Here is a 14,500-nt window from a genome sequence, read left to right as displayed (position 1 = left end):
TGGGGCTACCGGGCCATTGGCGGCAACTGTAAAATCCAGTGCGCAATAAATTCCGGTACCCTGGGATCAATGGTTTGTTCCAGTTCGCCGTACTCCGCCACTGTGCATGTTTTACACTGCTGGAACAAATGATTCAGCCCATCAAACTTACGGATTGTTACGTGCATATTCCCATTTTCCCGCAATGCGCGTTCGATGGCGTTTAAGTTGGTGGTGGCATCCACCTGCATGTCTCTCGATCCGCTGATGGCCATGAACGGACATTTGATCTGCTTCAGGTATTCCAGCGGCTTGTATTGCAACACGGAAGACAGTTCACGGTTGAGATTCACATTATTCACAAAATCCTCTTCGGATACTTCATTCTTAATATCGTCAGGAGAAGTACGGTATATTTCTCTCAATGCTTCTACGGCCTTTGCTTTGGCCACGGTAATATTGGTATCGCTGGCGAGTGCATCCCAGTAAGGCTTCAGGTGGTGTAACCGGTCCGAAACAACACTATCGGGTTCACCGGCCATTTTGGCATCTATAATGAGTCGCTGGTCTACCAGCTCCCTGCCGGTTAATCCCATCCCTGCCATTGAAACTACAAAAGCGACCGACTTATTGTTTGCCGCCGCGATCTGCGCTACAATAGCACCTTCGCTGTGGCCCAATAACCCGATACTGTATGGATCTACGTCTTTTCTTGTTTTGAGATAAGCTACAGCAGCTTTAGTGTCCGCAGCAAAATCATATACATCTGCATCCCCGTAGTAGCCGGTAGAAGCGCCTACACCACGGTCGTCATACCGCAGCGAAGCAACACCGTTGCGGGCCAGGTAATCTGCCAGCACGAGGAATGTTTTATGCGAAGCCATTTCTTCATTGCGATCCTGCGGACCGGAGCCACTGATCATCACTACTACCGGGTACCTGCCCATTGTTGCCGGACGGGTAAACGTAGCCGCGAGGGTAACACTATCTTTCTGATTATCAAACGTAACGTCTTCGGTATAGTAAGGGTAAGGTGGAACCGGCTCCTGTGGCCGTTTAAACAGGTCTTCTTTCCTGGTCTCTTTCCGTGACAGGTTAAAATCGCTGCGTTGTCCGTTCCAGGTAAATACGCCCTTGAATAGTTTTGCTGCGGGGTCCCATACACCTGCGTAAGCAAACCGGATCCCATCGATCCGCAACAACAGGGTGTCCTTACGATATACAACGTTGTCAAAGCTAATCGCGTCTTCGGTCTGGTCGGGGCTTAACATCTCCCCTTTATATCCTTCTCCGTCTTTCTCCAGCACAATGGTCAGGCGCTGTTTTTCGCCGTAATAAGATTTAGCTACACCATACCATTTGCCGGCAATCTCTTTATTATCCTGTGCCAACGCCATGGTGCAGATACCAACACTTATCAACAGCGCCCAAAAACATTTATGCATACGAATTTCCGCTTTATACTTTAATTTTTAAAACTCCCAGGAGCAGGCAAATCCAGCCGGCAATGAAAAATACGCCACCGATAGGTGTGATGATCCCAACGCCTCTTAAACCTACGTTGCCGGTCATCTTCAACATCGTTAATAAATACAGTGATCCGGAGAACAGGATGATACCTGTAATGAAGCATCGTCCGGCCCATTGCAGCTGATTGCCCGGCACATGAGCAAAGAGGATGCCGGTAACTAATAATGCAAATACATGATAGAACTGATAAGTAACGCCTGTCTGAAAAGTAGATACGGTTTCCGCAGGCACCAGCTCCTTCAGTTTATGTGCGCCAAATGCGCCCAAAACCACTGCCAATGCGCCTAGTACCGCTGCCCATACTAAAAAACTTTTATGCATGTTCAATATTTTTTGTAAAGGTATCCAATGAAATATTATCGGATGAAATTATGTGCTTTGATTGCTGATAAAAAGGTTGGCGTTCCGCCAGTTTCTTCTCTACAAAACTGAGCAGGTCTTCATCTTCCAGGTCCTGGATAAGCGGGCGTTTGTATTTTTTGCGTTGCAGCCTTTCCACCATGGCCTCCAGGGAAGGATTGATCCATACCGTAATACCCCGCTCATTCATGAAGTCCATATTATCCTGAAAACAGGGCGTACCACCGCCACAGGAGATCAGGAAATTTTCCTGCCGGGATAATTCCCGGAGCAGCATACTTTCCTTTTCCCGGAAATAATCTTCTCCTTTGGTAGCAAAGATATCGCTGATAGCCATTTCCTCTGCCGACACAATTACTTCATCCAGGTCATAGTAGGGTAACTGCCAATGATCGGCCAGCTGCTTGCCCCAATAGGATTTACCGGCTCCCATAAAGCCCAGCAAAAATATTTTCATAAATAACGCAACAGTTAGTAATAAATTCTTTCCTCACGCAGGATGCGTCCATGCCAGGCACAGATCGTTTTCCATTATATATTGCAAATATAACCGGGTATTTGAATCCTGCTTCATAAAATCGGCGGTAATAAAACCAGCCTGCTGATAAACGAAGGGCTGCAAGCGCATATTCTCTTTAAAATCAACGCTTCCCAGTCCATACCATTTAAACATCGCTTCTTTGGCGCTCCAGCAAATGGTTTTATGCGGCAGCGAATGTAGCGGGTCAATAAATGACCGCTCCGCCGGCGACAGAAACTTGTGCGACACCCGTTCTATTTTATCCTGCACCAATTCAATATCTATACCCACCGCAGCTTTTGTGCTTACTATAGCCCCTACATAATCCCCGCAATGAGAGATGGAAAAGTGGTAGCTGTCGCAGGTAAGTACAGGTTTGCGGGAATTGGTAACGGTGATCTCATGCATAGGGAAAGCGGGAAACAAAGTTACCAGCAGGTACCTGCCTGCAAAATGCTGTAGTCGTTTATGCAGGTGGTGAATGTCCCGGCTGATGGTTACACGTGCCCGGAAAAAGTCCTCCTGTTCTTCTATCTTCCACACTCCCAGCCTCGTTTCCGGATCAATTTGTATGGTACGTATTAATGGCATATCTTGCCAAATTAAAGCAAAAAAGCTGAAAGCAACATGCTAAAAAGCTGAAAACAGCTGACTAAAACGCTCTTAAACCTAACAAACTAACCACTCAACATGATTCTGTCAGACAAACGGATACTGGAGGAAATTGAAAAAGGCACCATCGTGATTGCGCCTTACGACCGGAAGTATCTGGGCACCAATTCGTACGATGTACACCTGGGCAAGTACCTCGCCACGTACAAAGATCGTGTGCTGGATGCGCGCAAACACAATGAGATAGAACATTTCGAAATCCCTGAAGACGGTTTCGCATTACAACCGGGCACGCTTTATCTCGGTGTAACGGAAGAATACACAGAAACACATGCACATGTACCCTTCCTGGAAGGTAAGTCAAGCACCGGCCGCCTGGGCATAGACATTCACGCTACCGCCGGTAAAGGCGACGTAGGGTTCTGCAACACCTGGACACTGGAAATCTCCTGCGCCCAACCCGTACGCATATACGCTGGTATGCCGATCGGACAGCTGATCTATTTTATGGTAGAAGGTGAAGTGGAAATACTATACAACAAAAAAGGAAATGCTAAATACAACGGCCGTACGATAAAGCCTGTAGAGAGTATGATGTGGCGCAACGAATTCTAACGCGTACAACAACCATTACAACAACTTCTGTTATGAGAAAACTACTCCTTTGTGCCGTAGCGGCAGCTGCTATAACCGCGTGTAACAACGGTAAAAGCAGCAGCGGCGGGACAGACAGTATACTGAACACTGCATTCAGTAACTATGAGCAACAGTTCATCGATCATCTCTGGAAAGAAAACCCTGATTGGGCTACCAACGTAGGCTATCACAAATATGATACGGTACTCATTGTACCCGACAGCGCCGCCACCCAGACAAGACTGGCATTTATACAGCAACACCTGGACTCGCTGCAATCATTTGACCCGGCCAAACTCAGTGATACCTACAAGATCGATTTCCAGCTGATAGAAAACTATCTCAAAGGAGCGCAATGGAGTATTCATGACCTGAAAAGCAACGAGTGGGATCCCTCCTCTTTTAACGTAAGCAATACTTTTGCATTTATACTAAATGAAAACTATGAGCCGCTGGAATCCAGGCTACGCAGCTTATACAGCAGGTTACAAAACGTACCTGCCTACTACGAAGCAGCCAAAGCGCAGATAAAAGACCCGGTACCGGAACTTACCTCGCTGGCTATAGATCAGAACAACGGCGGCTTGTCTATTTTCGAAAAAGACTTTGCCGACTCCCTGCAAAAAACCAGCTTCTCCGCAGCAGAAAAAACGGCCATGACAGCCCGTGCACAAACAGCTGCCAAAGCCATCAAAGGCTACGCCGACTGGTTGAAGACGCTGAAACCCGCCAACCCGCGCAGCTTCCGCTTAGGCAAACAACTGTACGATCAGAAATTTAATTATGATATCCAGTCAACATTTACGGCGGCACAGATCTATGATTCTGCCATAGCGCGTAAAGCGTATGTACATGGCGAAATGACAAAGATCAGCCGGGAGTTGTGGCCCACCTATTTCGGAAAAACGCCCATGCCCGCTGATTCGCTGGAGCTGATAGGCAGGATGATCGATACTCTGTCTGTTAACCACGTAAAACCCGAAGCATTCCAGGCAACGATTGAAAAGCAGTTACCCACACTGATTGCCTTCATCAAAGAAAAGGACCTGTTGTACATAGACCCTTCCAAGCCGCTGATAGTGCGCAAAGAGCCGGCCTACATGGCTGGTGTGGCAGGCGCCTCCATCAGTGCACCCGGCCCCTATGATAAAGGTGGTAATACCTACTACAATGTAGGCACCCTGGAAGGCTGGCCAAAAGATAAAGCAGAAAGTTATCTCCGTGAATACAACGACTACATCCTTCAGATCCTGAACATTCATGAAGCGATTCCAGGTCACTATACGCAGCTGGTATATTCCAACCAGTCGCCCAGCCTGATCAAATCACTCATGAGCAATGGCGCTATGATTGAAGGATGGGCGGTATATACCGAACAGATGATGCTGGAAAATGGTTATGGTAATAATGAACCGGAGATGTGGCTCATGTGGTACAAATGGAACCTGCGCACGGTATGTAATACCATCCTGGACTATAGCGTACATGTAAAAAATATGAGCCAGGAAGATGCTATTCATTTACTGACGAAAGAAGCTTTCCAGCAACAGGCAGAGGCAGCAGGCAAATGGAAAAGAGTGAGTGTGAGTAGTGTACAGTTAACCAGCTATTTCACCGGTTACAAAGAGATCATTGACCTGCGCGAAGCGTACAAACAGCAGATGGGTAAGGATTACAGCCTGAAAGCATTCAACGGGAAATTCCTCAGCTATGGCAGTGCGCCTGTGAAATATATCAGGCAGCTGATGCTTAAATAAGTAAAATATTTGCTGATGTACGATGCCGCAATTTAAATGGCTGCGTCGTACATCAGCAATTTCTAATTATCTACCTCATAGTATTTAGCATCTATATCTACGGCGAGATTGGTAGCGGTGGAATGACCGTTTACATCCAGCAGCAGCGCCCCGTTTTTATCCCAAAAGCCTTGTACTTCTGTTTTAAAGATCACATTACCTTCTGAGAAGAAAATGGCGTCCAGTTCCTGGGCCATATCCATTACAGCGGCACGGAGATCCCCGTTAAAAGCTGGTGCTGCAAGTACCACTATTTCCGTATTGACAGTGGCAATTTTTTCGAGCAGGCGTTCTTTCAGTGTCTCGTTTTCCGCTGTTACCTGGTGTACGAAACGGTACATCTTATGCAGATTAGCGATAATAGGCTCGTCACTTTGTTCCAGCTGGTAGCCGGGTATGGCGCGTTGCCGGAAAGTGATGGTGAGCGTATTGCCTTTCCGCAATAGCTTTTTCCCTGAAACAGTGGTAATACGATCCCAATTGCCATCCTGTCCTGTTACTTGTATAGCTGATGTTCCGAAGTGGGCACGCATGCATGCCAGCACCTTTCCCATATCTACCTCATGAGTATAGAGGGTACAATTTTCCATGCTGTTTTTTTCGAGGGGCTAAAGGTAACCCAAAGCTGCTGAAAATTAGTTTTGAATCTTCATTTTTCCGTAAATTGGTAGTAGCAGTCACCCGATCCACCTGATTTATTTACGCATAAACAGTATATCATGAAACGGAAATACCTGTTTGCCACCATTACCGGTTTAGTGATCATCGCCGGAAGCTGTGTGCCGCCCAGACGCCCGCCCAGACCGCCCCGGCCGCCGAGACCTCATCATCACATATCGGCTGAACTACTTTTTAGTGCCTTTACGGTGTTGAAGCAGGTGTAAGATCTTGTTCAGTTTTGCCGGATCATTGATATATGGCGACAGATCGAACAATTCTACTTTTCTGAACTGAACGGGGTGACTTTCACTCTGCAAAGAAATAGATCCTTCTGCCAGCAACTTACCATCCTGTTTTACAGCAGGATCAGCATGCAGTACGTTTCCGCCACCAATCTGTGGCTTTTCGTATACAATTACCGTATCTCCTTCCACAATATGTTTTATTACAGAGTCGCGTAATACCAGTGCTTCTACGCGTACCCACTGATCACCATGGTATGTTTTGGAAGTAGAGGTGATACAATGATCCGTGATCAGTTTTCCATTCATCACTACGTTGGTACCAGGTGTACACAGGTTACCGGTGCTGCGCGGATCTTTGCCATTGCCACCCAGGAGCTGCTCTTCCAGGGAGATGGGGAAATCCTGGTTCTTCGTCATGGTAGCTGCCCGCTGACCATGCAACATTACGCCACTGTTGCGGTACGCCCATCCGGGGCCACCTTTTACCTGTTCGCCGATAAAGCGGTATTCTACTACGACCAGGTAAGCAGAAAAATTCTTTTTATAGAAGATGTGGCCGTATTGTTCGTTGAACTGGTCGTATTTGTCGTAATTGACTGTCAGCAATCCATTTTGCACGCTGAAAGTATTGCCGAAGTTATCATTCAGATCATGTCCCGTTATCTTGATGTCCCAATCGTGCAGGTCTTTGCCGTTAAAGAGTTGTAGCCATTTATTGGGGGCAATTTCCTTTTGTGCTGAACTCTGCAAACCCGCCAGCAATAATAACACGGTCAATACTCTTTTCATATGTTCTGTTGTTTGACCGGTTAAGATAGTTTATCAGGAAGATATATGCAAGATGAGATTACTTTCTCCGGTAAACTTATCATGAAATTTATATTTACCGGCATATATTTCGTGGTCTTCCCGGTTACAAATAGTGTGTAATAAAATACGCACCGTATCCATCACACCACAAGGCTAAAATCCGATTGTTAATATATAAAATATTAACAGTTAGCGATTTATGTTTTTTCCGAAAAAAGTGCAGGATTTTAGCTGTTCATTCCCCAAACTGTATATATGAATACCTTAACAGAACATGGTAATCAAGAACATCCTATGGCCGGAGCGATTTACGAGCGTTCCAACATAATAAACGTCACTCCGGAGGGTAGAATAGTATCCATTTTTACAGGTGCATGGCTGTTGGGCAGTGCCATCAGCAAAGTAGATAAGCGACCTGTTGCCAGCCTTTTAAAACTTATTGGTGCGGGGTACCTGTTGTATCGTGGCATCTCAGGGAATTGCCTGATCAACGGATTTACCGGGAAAAGAAGACCGGACAGGCATTCGGCTGCCATCAACATCAGAACTTCTATGATCATTGATAATCCAAGGGAGGAAGTTTTTTATTTCTGGCGGCAACTGAATAACCTGCCGGTATTTATGAAACATTTACAGTCGGTAGAGGAGCTGGACCCCTTTAATTCACATTGGGTTGTAAAAGGGCCAGGTGGCATCGGTACGCTGGAATGGGATGCGGAGATAGTGAAAGAAATACCGGGAGAAATGATCGGCTGGCGTTCATTACCCGGATCTTCTATTGCTACAGCGGGCAGGGTTACTTTCAGGGATACACCGAACGGGGATACTGAAATAGATGTAATGATCACTTACCGTCCGCCTGCAGGCTATGTAGGCACCGGACTTGCCTGGTTACTGAATCCTGCGTTTGAAAATATGATCATCCGGGATATCAAGCGTTTTAAGAATTATATGGAAACAGGAGAGATTATCAGTTAAAAGAATAAAACTGGTATTACATAGTTGTGGGTAGACATGAACGAAAACCTTCGCGCATATCTACCCACAACTATGTAATACCGGTTTCTTATTATGACAATGCTTCTCTTTTAAACCTGTTATACGTTCCCTGGCTTTTATTGATCAGTTTAAGCACACGTTCACGCACATCCTCCTGCAAACCGTCTATTTCGTGTTCAAACACGCCCTTTAATTCAGACAGGTCCTCACTCCCACGTCCTACCAGTCCATTAAGCTTATCCTTCCAGCCGTCTGCAGTGTCTTTGATCTTTTTGCGGGTATGATCACCACTATCCGGAGCTGTTAACATGCCGATTACAATTCCTGTGGTTAATCCGGCTATTGCACCTGCTAAAAATTTGGTAGTAGACATAATCTGTAAATTTTTTATGGTTTAACAAAAAAATCTGTACGCGGTTCATTGCGCCGTGTTACCAGAATTTTCAAATATCAGGCCAGACGGCCACCATAAATGTTAAGATTAATGAAAAGAGAGAAGAAATTATAGAGAAAGAAACTATCCGGAACAATCTCAGAATTGACATTGTTCCGGCGTGGATGTGACAAGCGTGTTAGATGATGGAATTCATAAAGTCAAACGGAGCAGTAAAATAGTCAAGTTCTTCTATTTTTCAAAACTTTTTGAAAGAGATGAAAAAATAAAAAAATTTAAAAAGTCCGGATATACACCTAATGTTCCCTACCAGTAAGGATTCAGACCGATTTCATGCTTATTTCCCACCCAGGCTAATTCCGGCTTTTCTTTGTCGGAAAGCGCAACAAAACGCAAGATGCCCCGGAGGGCATCATATCGGTAGCCGGGGTTTTAACCCCGGATGGTGGTGGATGATAATGGTAGTCCGGTCCCGTTACGGGGACCGATCCTATTAGGAATCCATTTTATTTTGCGATCAATAGGTTGTTGGTCAAACGTTCAAAGTCGGCTTTAAACCGTTCGTAGTGTCCACCGGTGCCGGGTCCGGAGAAGCCGGTGTGTACTTCGCTTACATTTCCTTTCCTATCAATAAAGATGGTAGTGGGGAAACCTTTGATACCGGTAAGCTGTGGCAGTGATTTCTCTGCTTTTTGCGGATCTGAAGGGGTAACGCCCGTGATAAGCACCGGATATTGCACATCGAAGCGACTGAGGAAGCCGGTGAGGCTTTTCTTAGACTTTTCGAAATCTGTGGTACGTTCGTAAGCCAGCCCGATTACTTCTACGCCACGATCCCTGTTCTTTTTGTACCATTCGCTCAGGAAGTCCGTTTCGTCCATACAGTTAGGACACCAGGAGCCCATGAGGGTGATGATGACTACTTTATCCTTGAAGCGGTCGTCTTTGATACTTACTTTATTGCCATCCATGTCGGGGAAGGTAAAGTCCAGCTGCTGCTGACCGGGCTTCATGGTAGCCAGTGTTCTTTCATCGGGTAGTTTAGCCGAATCATTTTTCACCGCTGTCCAGTTTTCCGTGTGGTCGCCGATGCCGGCATAGAACTTACCGTTGGTGATGCTGTCTTTGTTTACGAGGGCGGTAAAGAGATAGGCATGTGAGCCATCGAAAGTAGACATGCGCAGGGTATCACCGTCCACGATGCCGTCCAGGAAACGGTAATCGCCTGTGGTGGTGAGGAAGGTGCCGTGTACAATATCCCCGGTTTGTTTAAATTCACCTATCGCTTCCATAGGCGCTTTATCACCTCCGGAGGCGAAGCGTGCTACCCAACGGCCGGTTACATTTTGCACTGAAGGGGTGCTTAACACAAAACGGTCTGCTGTATTGGCTTTCGCGGTAAATGGTATCGATACATCTTTGTCGGCCAGGTGCCTGATCCATTGTCCTTCTACTGCTTCGCCGGTGGTGAATTTTGCTTTAAACTCGGAATCAAAGAAAGGCATTTTAATGAAGAGGGAATCTCCTGCCACCTTCACATCATCTACCAGTAATTTATCTGTTGCATTGATTACATACAGTACTTTTTTGCCGAGGGAGTCTTTTACTTCAAAGTTAAACACGATGTCAGCCCCATCTGCGCGATGCAACTTTGCCTGCCATACGCCGTTTACCAGTTCTTTTTTTGTGTTACCCGTGTTGCAGGCAGCCATGCCAAGCCCTACGAGGCAACAAATCCATAATTTCTTCATAAACATATATATTAAAAAAAGTGATGGATAAAAAGTACGCGTGTACTATTTCGTCCCATTATAGTTCCTTTCGCCAAAGAGCAGGCTGCCGATACGCACCATGGTACTCCCCTCTTCCAGGGCCAGGGTATAATCCGCGCTCATACCGATTGACAATTCCTTAAAATAGTCTGATGTATTAAAATAGGTAGATTTAACAGACCCAAACAACTGGTGAAGCTGGTGAAACTCCTGCCGGATCTGTGTTTCGTTGGTGGTATTGGTGGCCATCCCCATCATACCGGCGATGTGTACCTGTGAAAAATCTGCCGGGTTAGCCATGTATGTGTCCAACAATTGCTGTAGCTCCTGCTGGTCCATACCAAATTTGGTTTCTTCTGCTGCAATATGTACCTGCAACAAACAATGGATACTGCGCCCGTGCTTTGCTGCCTGCTTATTGATTTCCGCCAACAGCTTTACACTATCCACCGCATGAATGGTATGTACAAAAGGCGCTATATATTTTACTTTATTGGATTGCAGATGGCCAATAAAATGCCATTCAATATCTGCCGGTAATACGGCCTGCTTATCTGCCAGTTCCTGTACGTAGTTTTCTCCGAAGATCCTTTGCCCGGCTGCATAAAACGCTGTTATATCTTCAACAGGTTTTGTTTTTGAAACAGCCACCAGTTTCGCGTGATATGGTAATAATTTGGTCAGGACCTCCTTATAAGAGGTAATGTTTATTGACATGGCGCAAAAATAAAGAAATATGCGGAGGTAGCCTCCGCATATTCATTATCCCAGTATTGCGCGGCTGATGACGATCCGTTGTACTTCGGAAGTCCCTTCATAGATCTGCGTGATCTTGGCGTCGCGCATGAGGCGTTCTACATGGTATTCTTTTACGTAGCCGTAGCCGCCGTGTACCTGTACTGCTTCGGTGGCTACCCACATGGCGGTTTCAGAGGCAAATACTTTAGCCATAGAGCCACTCAGGGTGTAGTCAATCTGCTGATCCTTTTCCCAGGCGGCTTTCAGGCATAGGAGCCGGGAAGCTTCTATGCGGGTAGCCATGTCGGCCAGTTTGAACTGGATGGCCTGGTGCTGGGCAATTTCTTTGCCGAAGGCCTTTCTTTCCTTCGAGTATTTCAGGGCCAGCTCGTAGGCGCCGCTGGCAATACCCAATGCCTGGGATGCGATGCCGATACGGCCACCGGCCAGTGTTTTCATGGCGAATTTAAAACCGAAACCATCTTCTCCAATCCGGTTCTCTTTGGGCACTTTCACGTCCTGGAACATGATGCTGTGCGTATCGCTGCCACGGATGCCCAGCTTATTTTCCTTGGCGCCCACGGTAATACCGGGACTGTTCTTTTCCACAATCAGGGCGTTAATACCTTTGCTGCCCTTTTCGGGATGGGTTTGGGTGATCACCAGGTAGATACTGGCAGAGTTACCGTTGGTGATCCAGTTTTTGGTACCGTTTACCAGGTAATGATCTCCTTTATCTTCTGAGAGGGTGCGCTGGGAAGTGGCGTCAGAACCGGCTTCCGGCTCGCTTAACAGGAAAGCGCCCAGTACTTCTCCTGTTGCCAGTGGTACGAGGTACTTTTGTTTCTGCTCTTCCGTACCGTAAGTTTCAAGGCCCCAGCATACCAATGAATTATTCACACTCATGACAACGGAGGCAGAAGCATCTATTTTTGATATTTCTTCCATTGCCAGCACATAAGAAATAGTATCCAGGCCGGCTCCCCCGTATTTGGGGTCTACCATCATGCCCAGGAAACCGAGTTCACCAAGTTTCTTTATCTGTTCTGTCGGGAATTTCTGGTGCTCATCCCGTTCTATCACACCCGGCAACAGTTCCGTTATGGCGAAATCACGTGCAGCCTTTTGTATCATCAGGTGCTCTTCCGTAAGTTGATAGTCCATGGTTTTTGTTGTTTTATTTAACTGTGACAGATCCAAATTATTTATAAATAAGCACCTAAAAAAATACCCGGCTTAAAATTCAACGTTGTCAACCATAACCCGGCAATTATTGAACAAATCGCTATAATAACGCTACTGTATTGGATTTGCTCTATACATTATATAATATTTTTTCATCATTATGGGTGCAGCTGCTTTGGGTGTTCTCCCAAAATCCTGTAGCTTGCTATACAGGAAGCAGATTCAGTATTTATGAAGAATATTAAAATTATTGAAGTCAAATCGGAGATAGGTGCAGGCACCCGTGGCGCGAGCCTCGGTGTAGACGCTATCAAAATTGCGGCGCTGGATTTCATGAGCAACTTTTTCGTGCATTTCCCCACCGAATCCATTGAAACAGAGAATAAATTATTGTTTGAGCCCATTGAATCACCCTACGCCAAAAGGATCAAGGGCACCCTCAATATGTATGAGCGCATCAGCAAGAGTGTATATGAAACCGTGAAAAACAACTGGTTTCCCGTATTGCTGTCGGGCGACCACAGTACCGCCGGTGCTACGATTGCGGGTTTGAAGATGGCGCACCCCAAAGCCAAACTGGGTGTAATATGGATAGATGCCCACGCGGATCTGCATACCCCTTACACTACTCCTTCCGGTAATATGCATGGTATGCCGCTGGCTACGGCTATTGCAGAAGATAACATGGATTGCAAAGTACATGAGCTGGATGCGAATACCGCCAAAATGTGGAATGAATTAAAACATATCGGCAAAATAGCCCCCAAGGTACTTCCGGAAGATATTGTGTTCATCTCCCTGAGAGATTATGAGAAAGAAGAAGAGCATCTGATCAAACATTACGGCATGAAGGTGATCACCACCAGTGAAGTACGCCGTAAAGGGCCGGAGAATATTTCGCGTTCCGTGTTCCGCTATCTCAGTGACTGTGAGTATATCTATGTTTCTTTTGATGTGGACAGCCTGGACGCCTCTATCTCAAAAGGTACGGGAACGCCCGTCAGCAATGGGTTGCGGGAGCGGGAGGCAGAAGACCTGATCGCCAAGTTTATGCAGCACCGGAAGATCTGTTGTTTTGAGATCACCGAAGTAAACCCTACGCTGGACCGTGAAAACCTGATGGCAGAAATTGCCTTTAATATTCTGCAACGCAGTGTGAATGTGCTGATGATGAACTAGCGGATTTTGAAATAGGCGATCAGCCAGCCGGTTACTTCGCTATAACTGCGGATACCCTTATCCTGTTTGTTGGCTTTCAGATACCTGTCGTACAACACAGCGGAATAATCTTCTACTTTACCGGTATACTGTTCATAGAACGCGATGATGTTCTTGTAATCTGTTTTTACACCGGGTACCGCCCTGCTCCACATTTCTTTGGCCAGCGTAGTATCGCGGTATGCCAGCTGGCGAACACTGTACAAAAACATATCAAAGTTGGCGGCATAACGGAAATGGCTATCCGGAATACTGGTAGCGGCGAGGTATCCTACAAAATTGGCATCTTCTTCCGGCGCATATCCCAGCTGATGGGCTATTTCATGACAGATCACAAAAGGCTGCAATACGGGGGGAGCGGTAGTATTTACCTGGGCTTCGCCGGTAAACGGGTTGAGATAGCCGGTAACGCCGGGGTAGTTGAGCCATTCACCAAACATAGCAGGTTTTATACTGGGCACCTGGTAACGGAAAGCAGGCCATTTGACGGCAGCAGCAGCGTAGGCTGTTACCGCTTTTTTAAACAGCGGAGTTCCCGTGCTATCCGGAACAGTAGCCAGGATAGTATCACCGAGATTGGCCTTCTCTTTGTTGACAAGTTGCAGCAGGGTATCGGATAACTGGTAAAGTTGCCGGGTGCTAAAACTGCCGGTAACGAGGCCGGTATCAAAGAGGGGGGCGTTGCGCTCGTAGTTGAATCCCCAAAGGATCAGGAATGCCAGGTACAGTTTAAAAATGAAATGAACACCCCTCAGCAGCAACAGGCCGGCATCTGCCCAGGAGAAGCGAATCAGTTTATAACATAGTTTTAACAGAAAAAATACAATGGTTACAATCCAGGCAATATATATTACGTCGCCAACACTGAATGGCACTATACCTGTTACCTGACGAAATGCCACACTACTCCAGTTATACCACCTATGGAAGTAGAAATCGATGAAGCGAGTGCTCCAGGCGAATAATCCTTTCAACAACAGTATAGCCGCAAGTGTTAGTACAATACGGATAATCTTCTTTTTAATTTTGGCTTTCGTTTCCATATA

The 14,500-nt window shown here is 46.2% G+C and carries 15 protein-coding genes; 4 read left to right on the top strand and 11 right to left on the bottom strand.

Annotation, left to right across the window (positions count from 1 at the left end):
- Nucleotides 1-5: 5 nt before the first annotated feature.
- Genes ABQ275_RS05050 through ABQ275_RS05035 form a run of 4 tightly spaced genes read right to left on the bottom strand, consistent with a single transcriptional unit; the run spans nt 6 to nt 2,980 of the window.
- Nucleotides 6-1,424, bottom strand: a complete 1,419-nt coding sequence (locus ABQ275_RS05050) for an alpha/beta fold hydrolase (protein WP_349317184.1) — start codon at nt 1,422-1,424, stop codon at nt 6-8.
- A gap of 13 nt (nt 1,425-1,437) precedes the next feature.
- The gene (locus ABQ275_RS05045; RefSeq protein ID WP_349317183.1) at nt 1,438-1,830 is read right to left on the bottom strand and encodes a DUF423 domain-containing protein; all 393 of its coding nucleotides are present in this window, start codon (nt 1,828-1,830) and stop codon (nt 1,438-1,440) included.
- The gene (locus ABQ275_RS05040; RefSeq protein WP_349317182.1) at nt 1,823-2,326 is read right to left on the bottom strand and encodes a shikimate kinase; all 504 of its coding nucleotides are present in this window, start codon (nt 2,324-2,326) and stop codon (nt 1,823-1,825) included. Before ABQ275_RS05040 ends, ABQ275_RS05045 begins: the two co-directional genes overlap by 8 nt.
- A 33-nt stretch (nt 2,327-2,359) precedes the next feature.
- Nucleotides 2,360-2,980 (bottom strand): 4'-phosphopantetheinyl transferase superfamily protein, encoded by a 621-nt coding sequence (locus tag ABQ275_RS05035; protein ID WP_349317181.1) that lies wholly within the window; start codon nt 2,978-2,980, stop codon nt 2,360-2,362.
- A 99-nt stretch (nt 2,981-3,079) separates the two neighbouring features.
- On the opposite strand from ABQ275_RS05035, the gene dcd reads away from it, so the two are divergent.
- On the top strand, nt 3,080-3,616 hold the full coding sequence (gene dcd / locus ABQ275_RS05030; protein ID WP_349317180.1) for a dCTP deaminase: 537 nt from the start codon (nt 3,080-3,082) through the stop codon (nt 3,614-3,616).
- 32 nt (nt 3,617-3,648) lie between these two features.
- Nucleotides 3,649-5,394 (top strand): DUF885 domain-containing protein, encoded by a 1,746-nt coding sequence (locus tag ABQ275_RS05025; protein ID WP_349317179.1) that lies wholly within the window; start codon nt 3,649-3,651, stop codon nt 5,392-5,394.
- A 62-nt stretch (nt 5,395-5,456) separates the two neighbouring features.
- Here the strand turns inward: ABQ275_RS05025 and ABQ275_RS05020 are convergent, their stop codons facing one another.
- Together ABQ275_RS05020 and ABQ275_RS05015 are read right to left on the bottom strand one after the other, a co-directional pair.
- Entirely contained in the window at nt 5,457-6,023 is a 567-nt protein-coding gene (locus ABQ275_RS05020; protein ID WP_349317178.1) for a hypothetical protein, read from the bottom strand.
- Nucleotides 6,024-6,278: 255 nt separating this feature from the next.
- Nucleotides 6,279-7,127 (bottom strand): DUF1080 domain-containing protein, encoded by an 849-nt coding sequence (locus tag ABQ275_RS05015; RefSeq protein ID WP_349317177.1) that lies wholly within the window; start codon nt 7,125-7,127, stop codon nt 6,279-6,281.
- 276 nt (nt 7,128-7,403) lie between these two features.
- Here ABQ275_RS05015 and ABQ275_RS05010 point away from each other — a divergent pair, with 276 nt between their 5' ends.
- The gene (locus ABQ275_RS05010) at nt 7,404-8,126 is read left to right on the top strand and encodes an SRPBCC family protein (RefSeq protein WP_349317176.1); all 723 of its coding nucleotides are present in this window, start codon (nt 7,404-7,406) and stop codon (nt 8,124-8,126) included.
- A gap of 91 nt (nt 8,127-8,217) precedes the next feature.
- Here the strand turns inward: ABQ275_RS05010 and ABQ275_RS05005 are convergent, their stop codons facing one another.
- The 4 genes from ABQ275_RS05005 to ABQ275_RS04990 form a co-directional block, all read right to left on the bottom strand.
- Nucleotides 8,218-8,520: a YtxH domain-containing protein gene (locus ABQ275_RS05005; RefSeq protein ID WP_349317175.1), complete on the bottom strand. Its 303-nt coding sequence runs from the start codon at nt 8,518-8,520 to the stop codon at nt 8,218-8,220.
- A 527-nt stretch (nt 8,521-9,047) separates the two neighbouring features.
- Nucleotides 9,048-10,292 carry a TlpA disulfide reductase family protein gene (locus ABQ275_RS05000; protein ID WP_349317174.1) on the bottom strand — a complete coding sequence of 415 codons (1,245 nt, stop codon included), beginning with the start codon at nt 10,290-10,292 and terminating at the stop codon, nt 9,048-9,050.
- 45 nt (nt 10,293-10,337) lie between these two features.
- Nucleotides 10,338-11,030 (bottom strand): YggS family pyridoxal phosphate-dependent enzyme, encoded by a 693-nt coding sequence (locus ABQ275_RS04995; RefSeq protein WP_349317173.1) that lies wholly within the window; start codon nt 11,028-11,030, stop codon nt 10,338-10,340.
- 45 nt (nt 11,031-11,075) lie between these two features.
- Nucleotides 11,076-12,215, bottom strand: coding sequence for an acyl-CoA dehydrogenase (locus ABQ275_RS04990; RefSeq protein WP_349317172.1), 1,140 nt, complete (start codon nt 12,213-12,215; stop codon nt 11,076-11,078).
- A 252-nt stretch (nt 12,216-12,467) separates the two neighbouring features.
- On the opposite strand from ABQ275_RS04990, the gene ABQ275_RS04985 reads away from it, so the two are divergent.
- Nucleotides 12,468-13,415, top strand: coding sequence for an arginase (locus ABQ275_RS04985; RefSeq protein ID WP_349317171.1), 948 nt, complete (start codon nt 12,468-12,470; stop codon nt 13,413-13,415).
- Here the strand turns inward: ABQ275_RS04985 and ABQ275_RS04980 are convergent.
- Entirely contained in the window at nt 13,412-14,497 is a 1,086-nt protein-coding gene (locus ABQ275_RS04980) for a DUF3810 domain-containing protein (RefSeq protein ID WP_349317170.1), read from the bottom strand. The genes ABQ275_RS04985 and ABQ275_RS04980 overlap by 4 nt on opposite strands.
- Nucleotides 14,498-14,500: the final 3 nt, after the last annotated feature.

Source organism: Chitinophaga sp. MM2321 (assembly GCF_964033635.1).
GTDB lineage: Bacteria > Bacteroidota > Bacteroidia > Chitinophagales > Chitinophagaceae > Chitinophaga.
This window is presented reverse-complemented; position numbering and strand designations above follow the sequence as displayed.

Coding starts and splice junctions, on each gene's coding strand:
- ABQ275_RS05020 (WP_349317178.1), bottom strand. CDS start 6,023: ATGGAAAATTGTACCCTCTATACTCATGAGGTAGATATGGGAAAGGTG.
- ABQ275_RS05000 (WP_349317174.1), bottom strand. CDS start 10,292: ATGAAGAAATTATGGATTTGTTGCCTCGTAGGGCTTGGCATGGCTGCC.
- ABQ275_RS04980 (WP_349317170.1), bottom strand. CDS start 14,497: ATGGAAACGAAAGCCAAAATTAAAAAGAAGATTATCCGTATTGTACTA.
- ABQ275_RS04990 (WP_349317172.1), bottom strand. CDS start 12,215: ATGGACTATCAACTTACGGAAGAGCACCTGATGATACAAAAGGCTGCA.
- dcd (WP_349317180.1), top strand. CDS start 3,080: ATGATTCTGTCAGACAAACGGATACTGGAGGAAATTGAAAAAGGCACC.
- ABQ275_RS05035 (WP_349317181.1), bottom strand. CDS start 2,980: ATGCCATTAATACGTACCATACAAATTGATCCGGAAACGAGGCTGGGA.
- ABQ275_RS05040 (WP_349317182.1), bottom strand. CDS start 2,326: ATGAAAATATTTTTGCTGGGCTTTATGGGAGCCGGTAAATCCTATTGG.
- ABQ275_RS04985 (WP_349317171.1), top strand. CDS start 12,468: ATGAAGAATATTAAAATTATTGAAGTCAAATCGGAGATAGGTGCAGGC.
- ABQ275_RS04995 (WP_349317173.1), bottom strand. CDS start 11,030: ATGTCAATAAACATTACCTCTTATAAGGAGGTCCTGACCAAATTATTA.
- ABQ275_RS05010 (WP_349317176.1), top strand. CDS start 7,404: ATGAATACCTTAACAGAACATGGTAATCAAGAACATCCTATGGCCGGA.
- ABQ275_RS05025 (WP_349317179.1), top strand. CDS start 3,649: ATGAGAAAACTACTCCTTTGTGCCGTAGCGGCAGCTGCTATAACCGCG.
- ABQ275_RS05015 (WP_349317177.1), bottom strand. CDS start 7,127: ATGAAAAGAGTATTGACCGTGTTATTATTGCTGGCGGGTTTGCAGAGT.
- ABQ275_RS05045 (WP_349317183.1), bottom strand. CDS start 1,830: ATGCATAAAAGTTTTTTAGTATGGGCAGCGGTACTAGGCGCATTGGCA.
- ABQ275_RS05050 (WP_349317184.1), bottom strand. CDS start 1,424: ATGCATAAATGTTTTTGGGCGCTGTTGATAAGTGTTGGTATCTGCACC.
- ABQ275_RS05005 (WP_349317175.1), bottom strand. CDS start 8,520: ATGTCTACTACCAAATTTTTAGCAGGTGCAATAGCCGGATTAACCACA.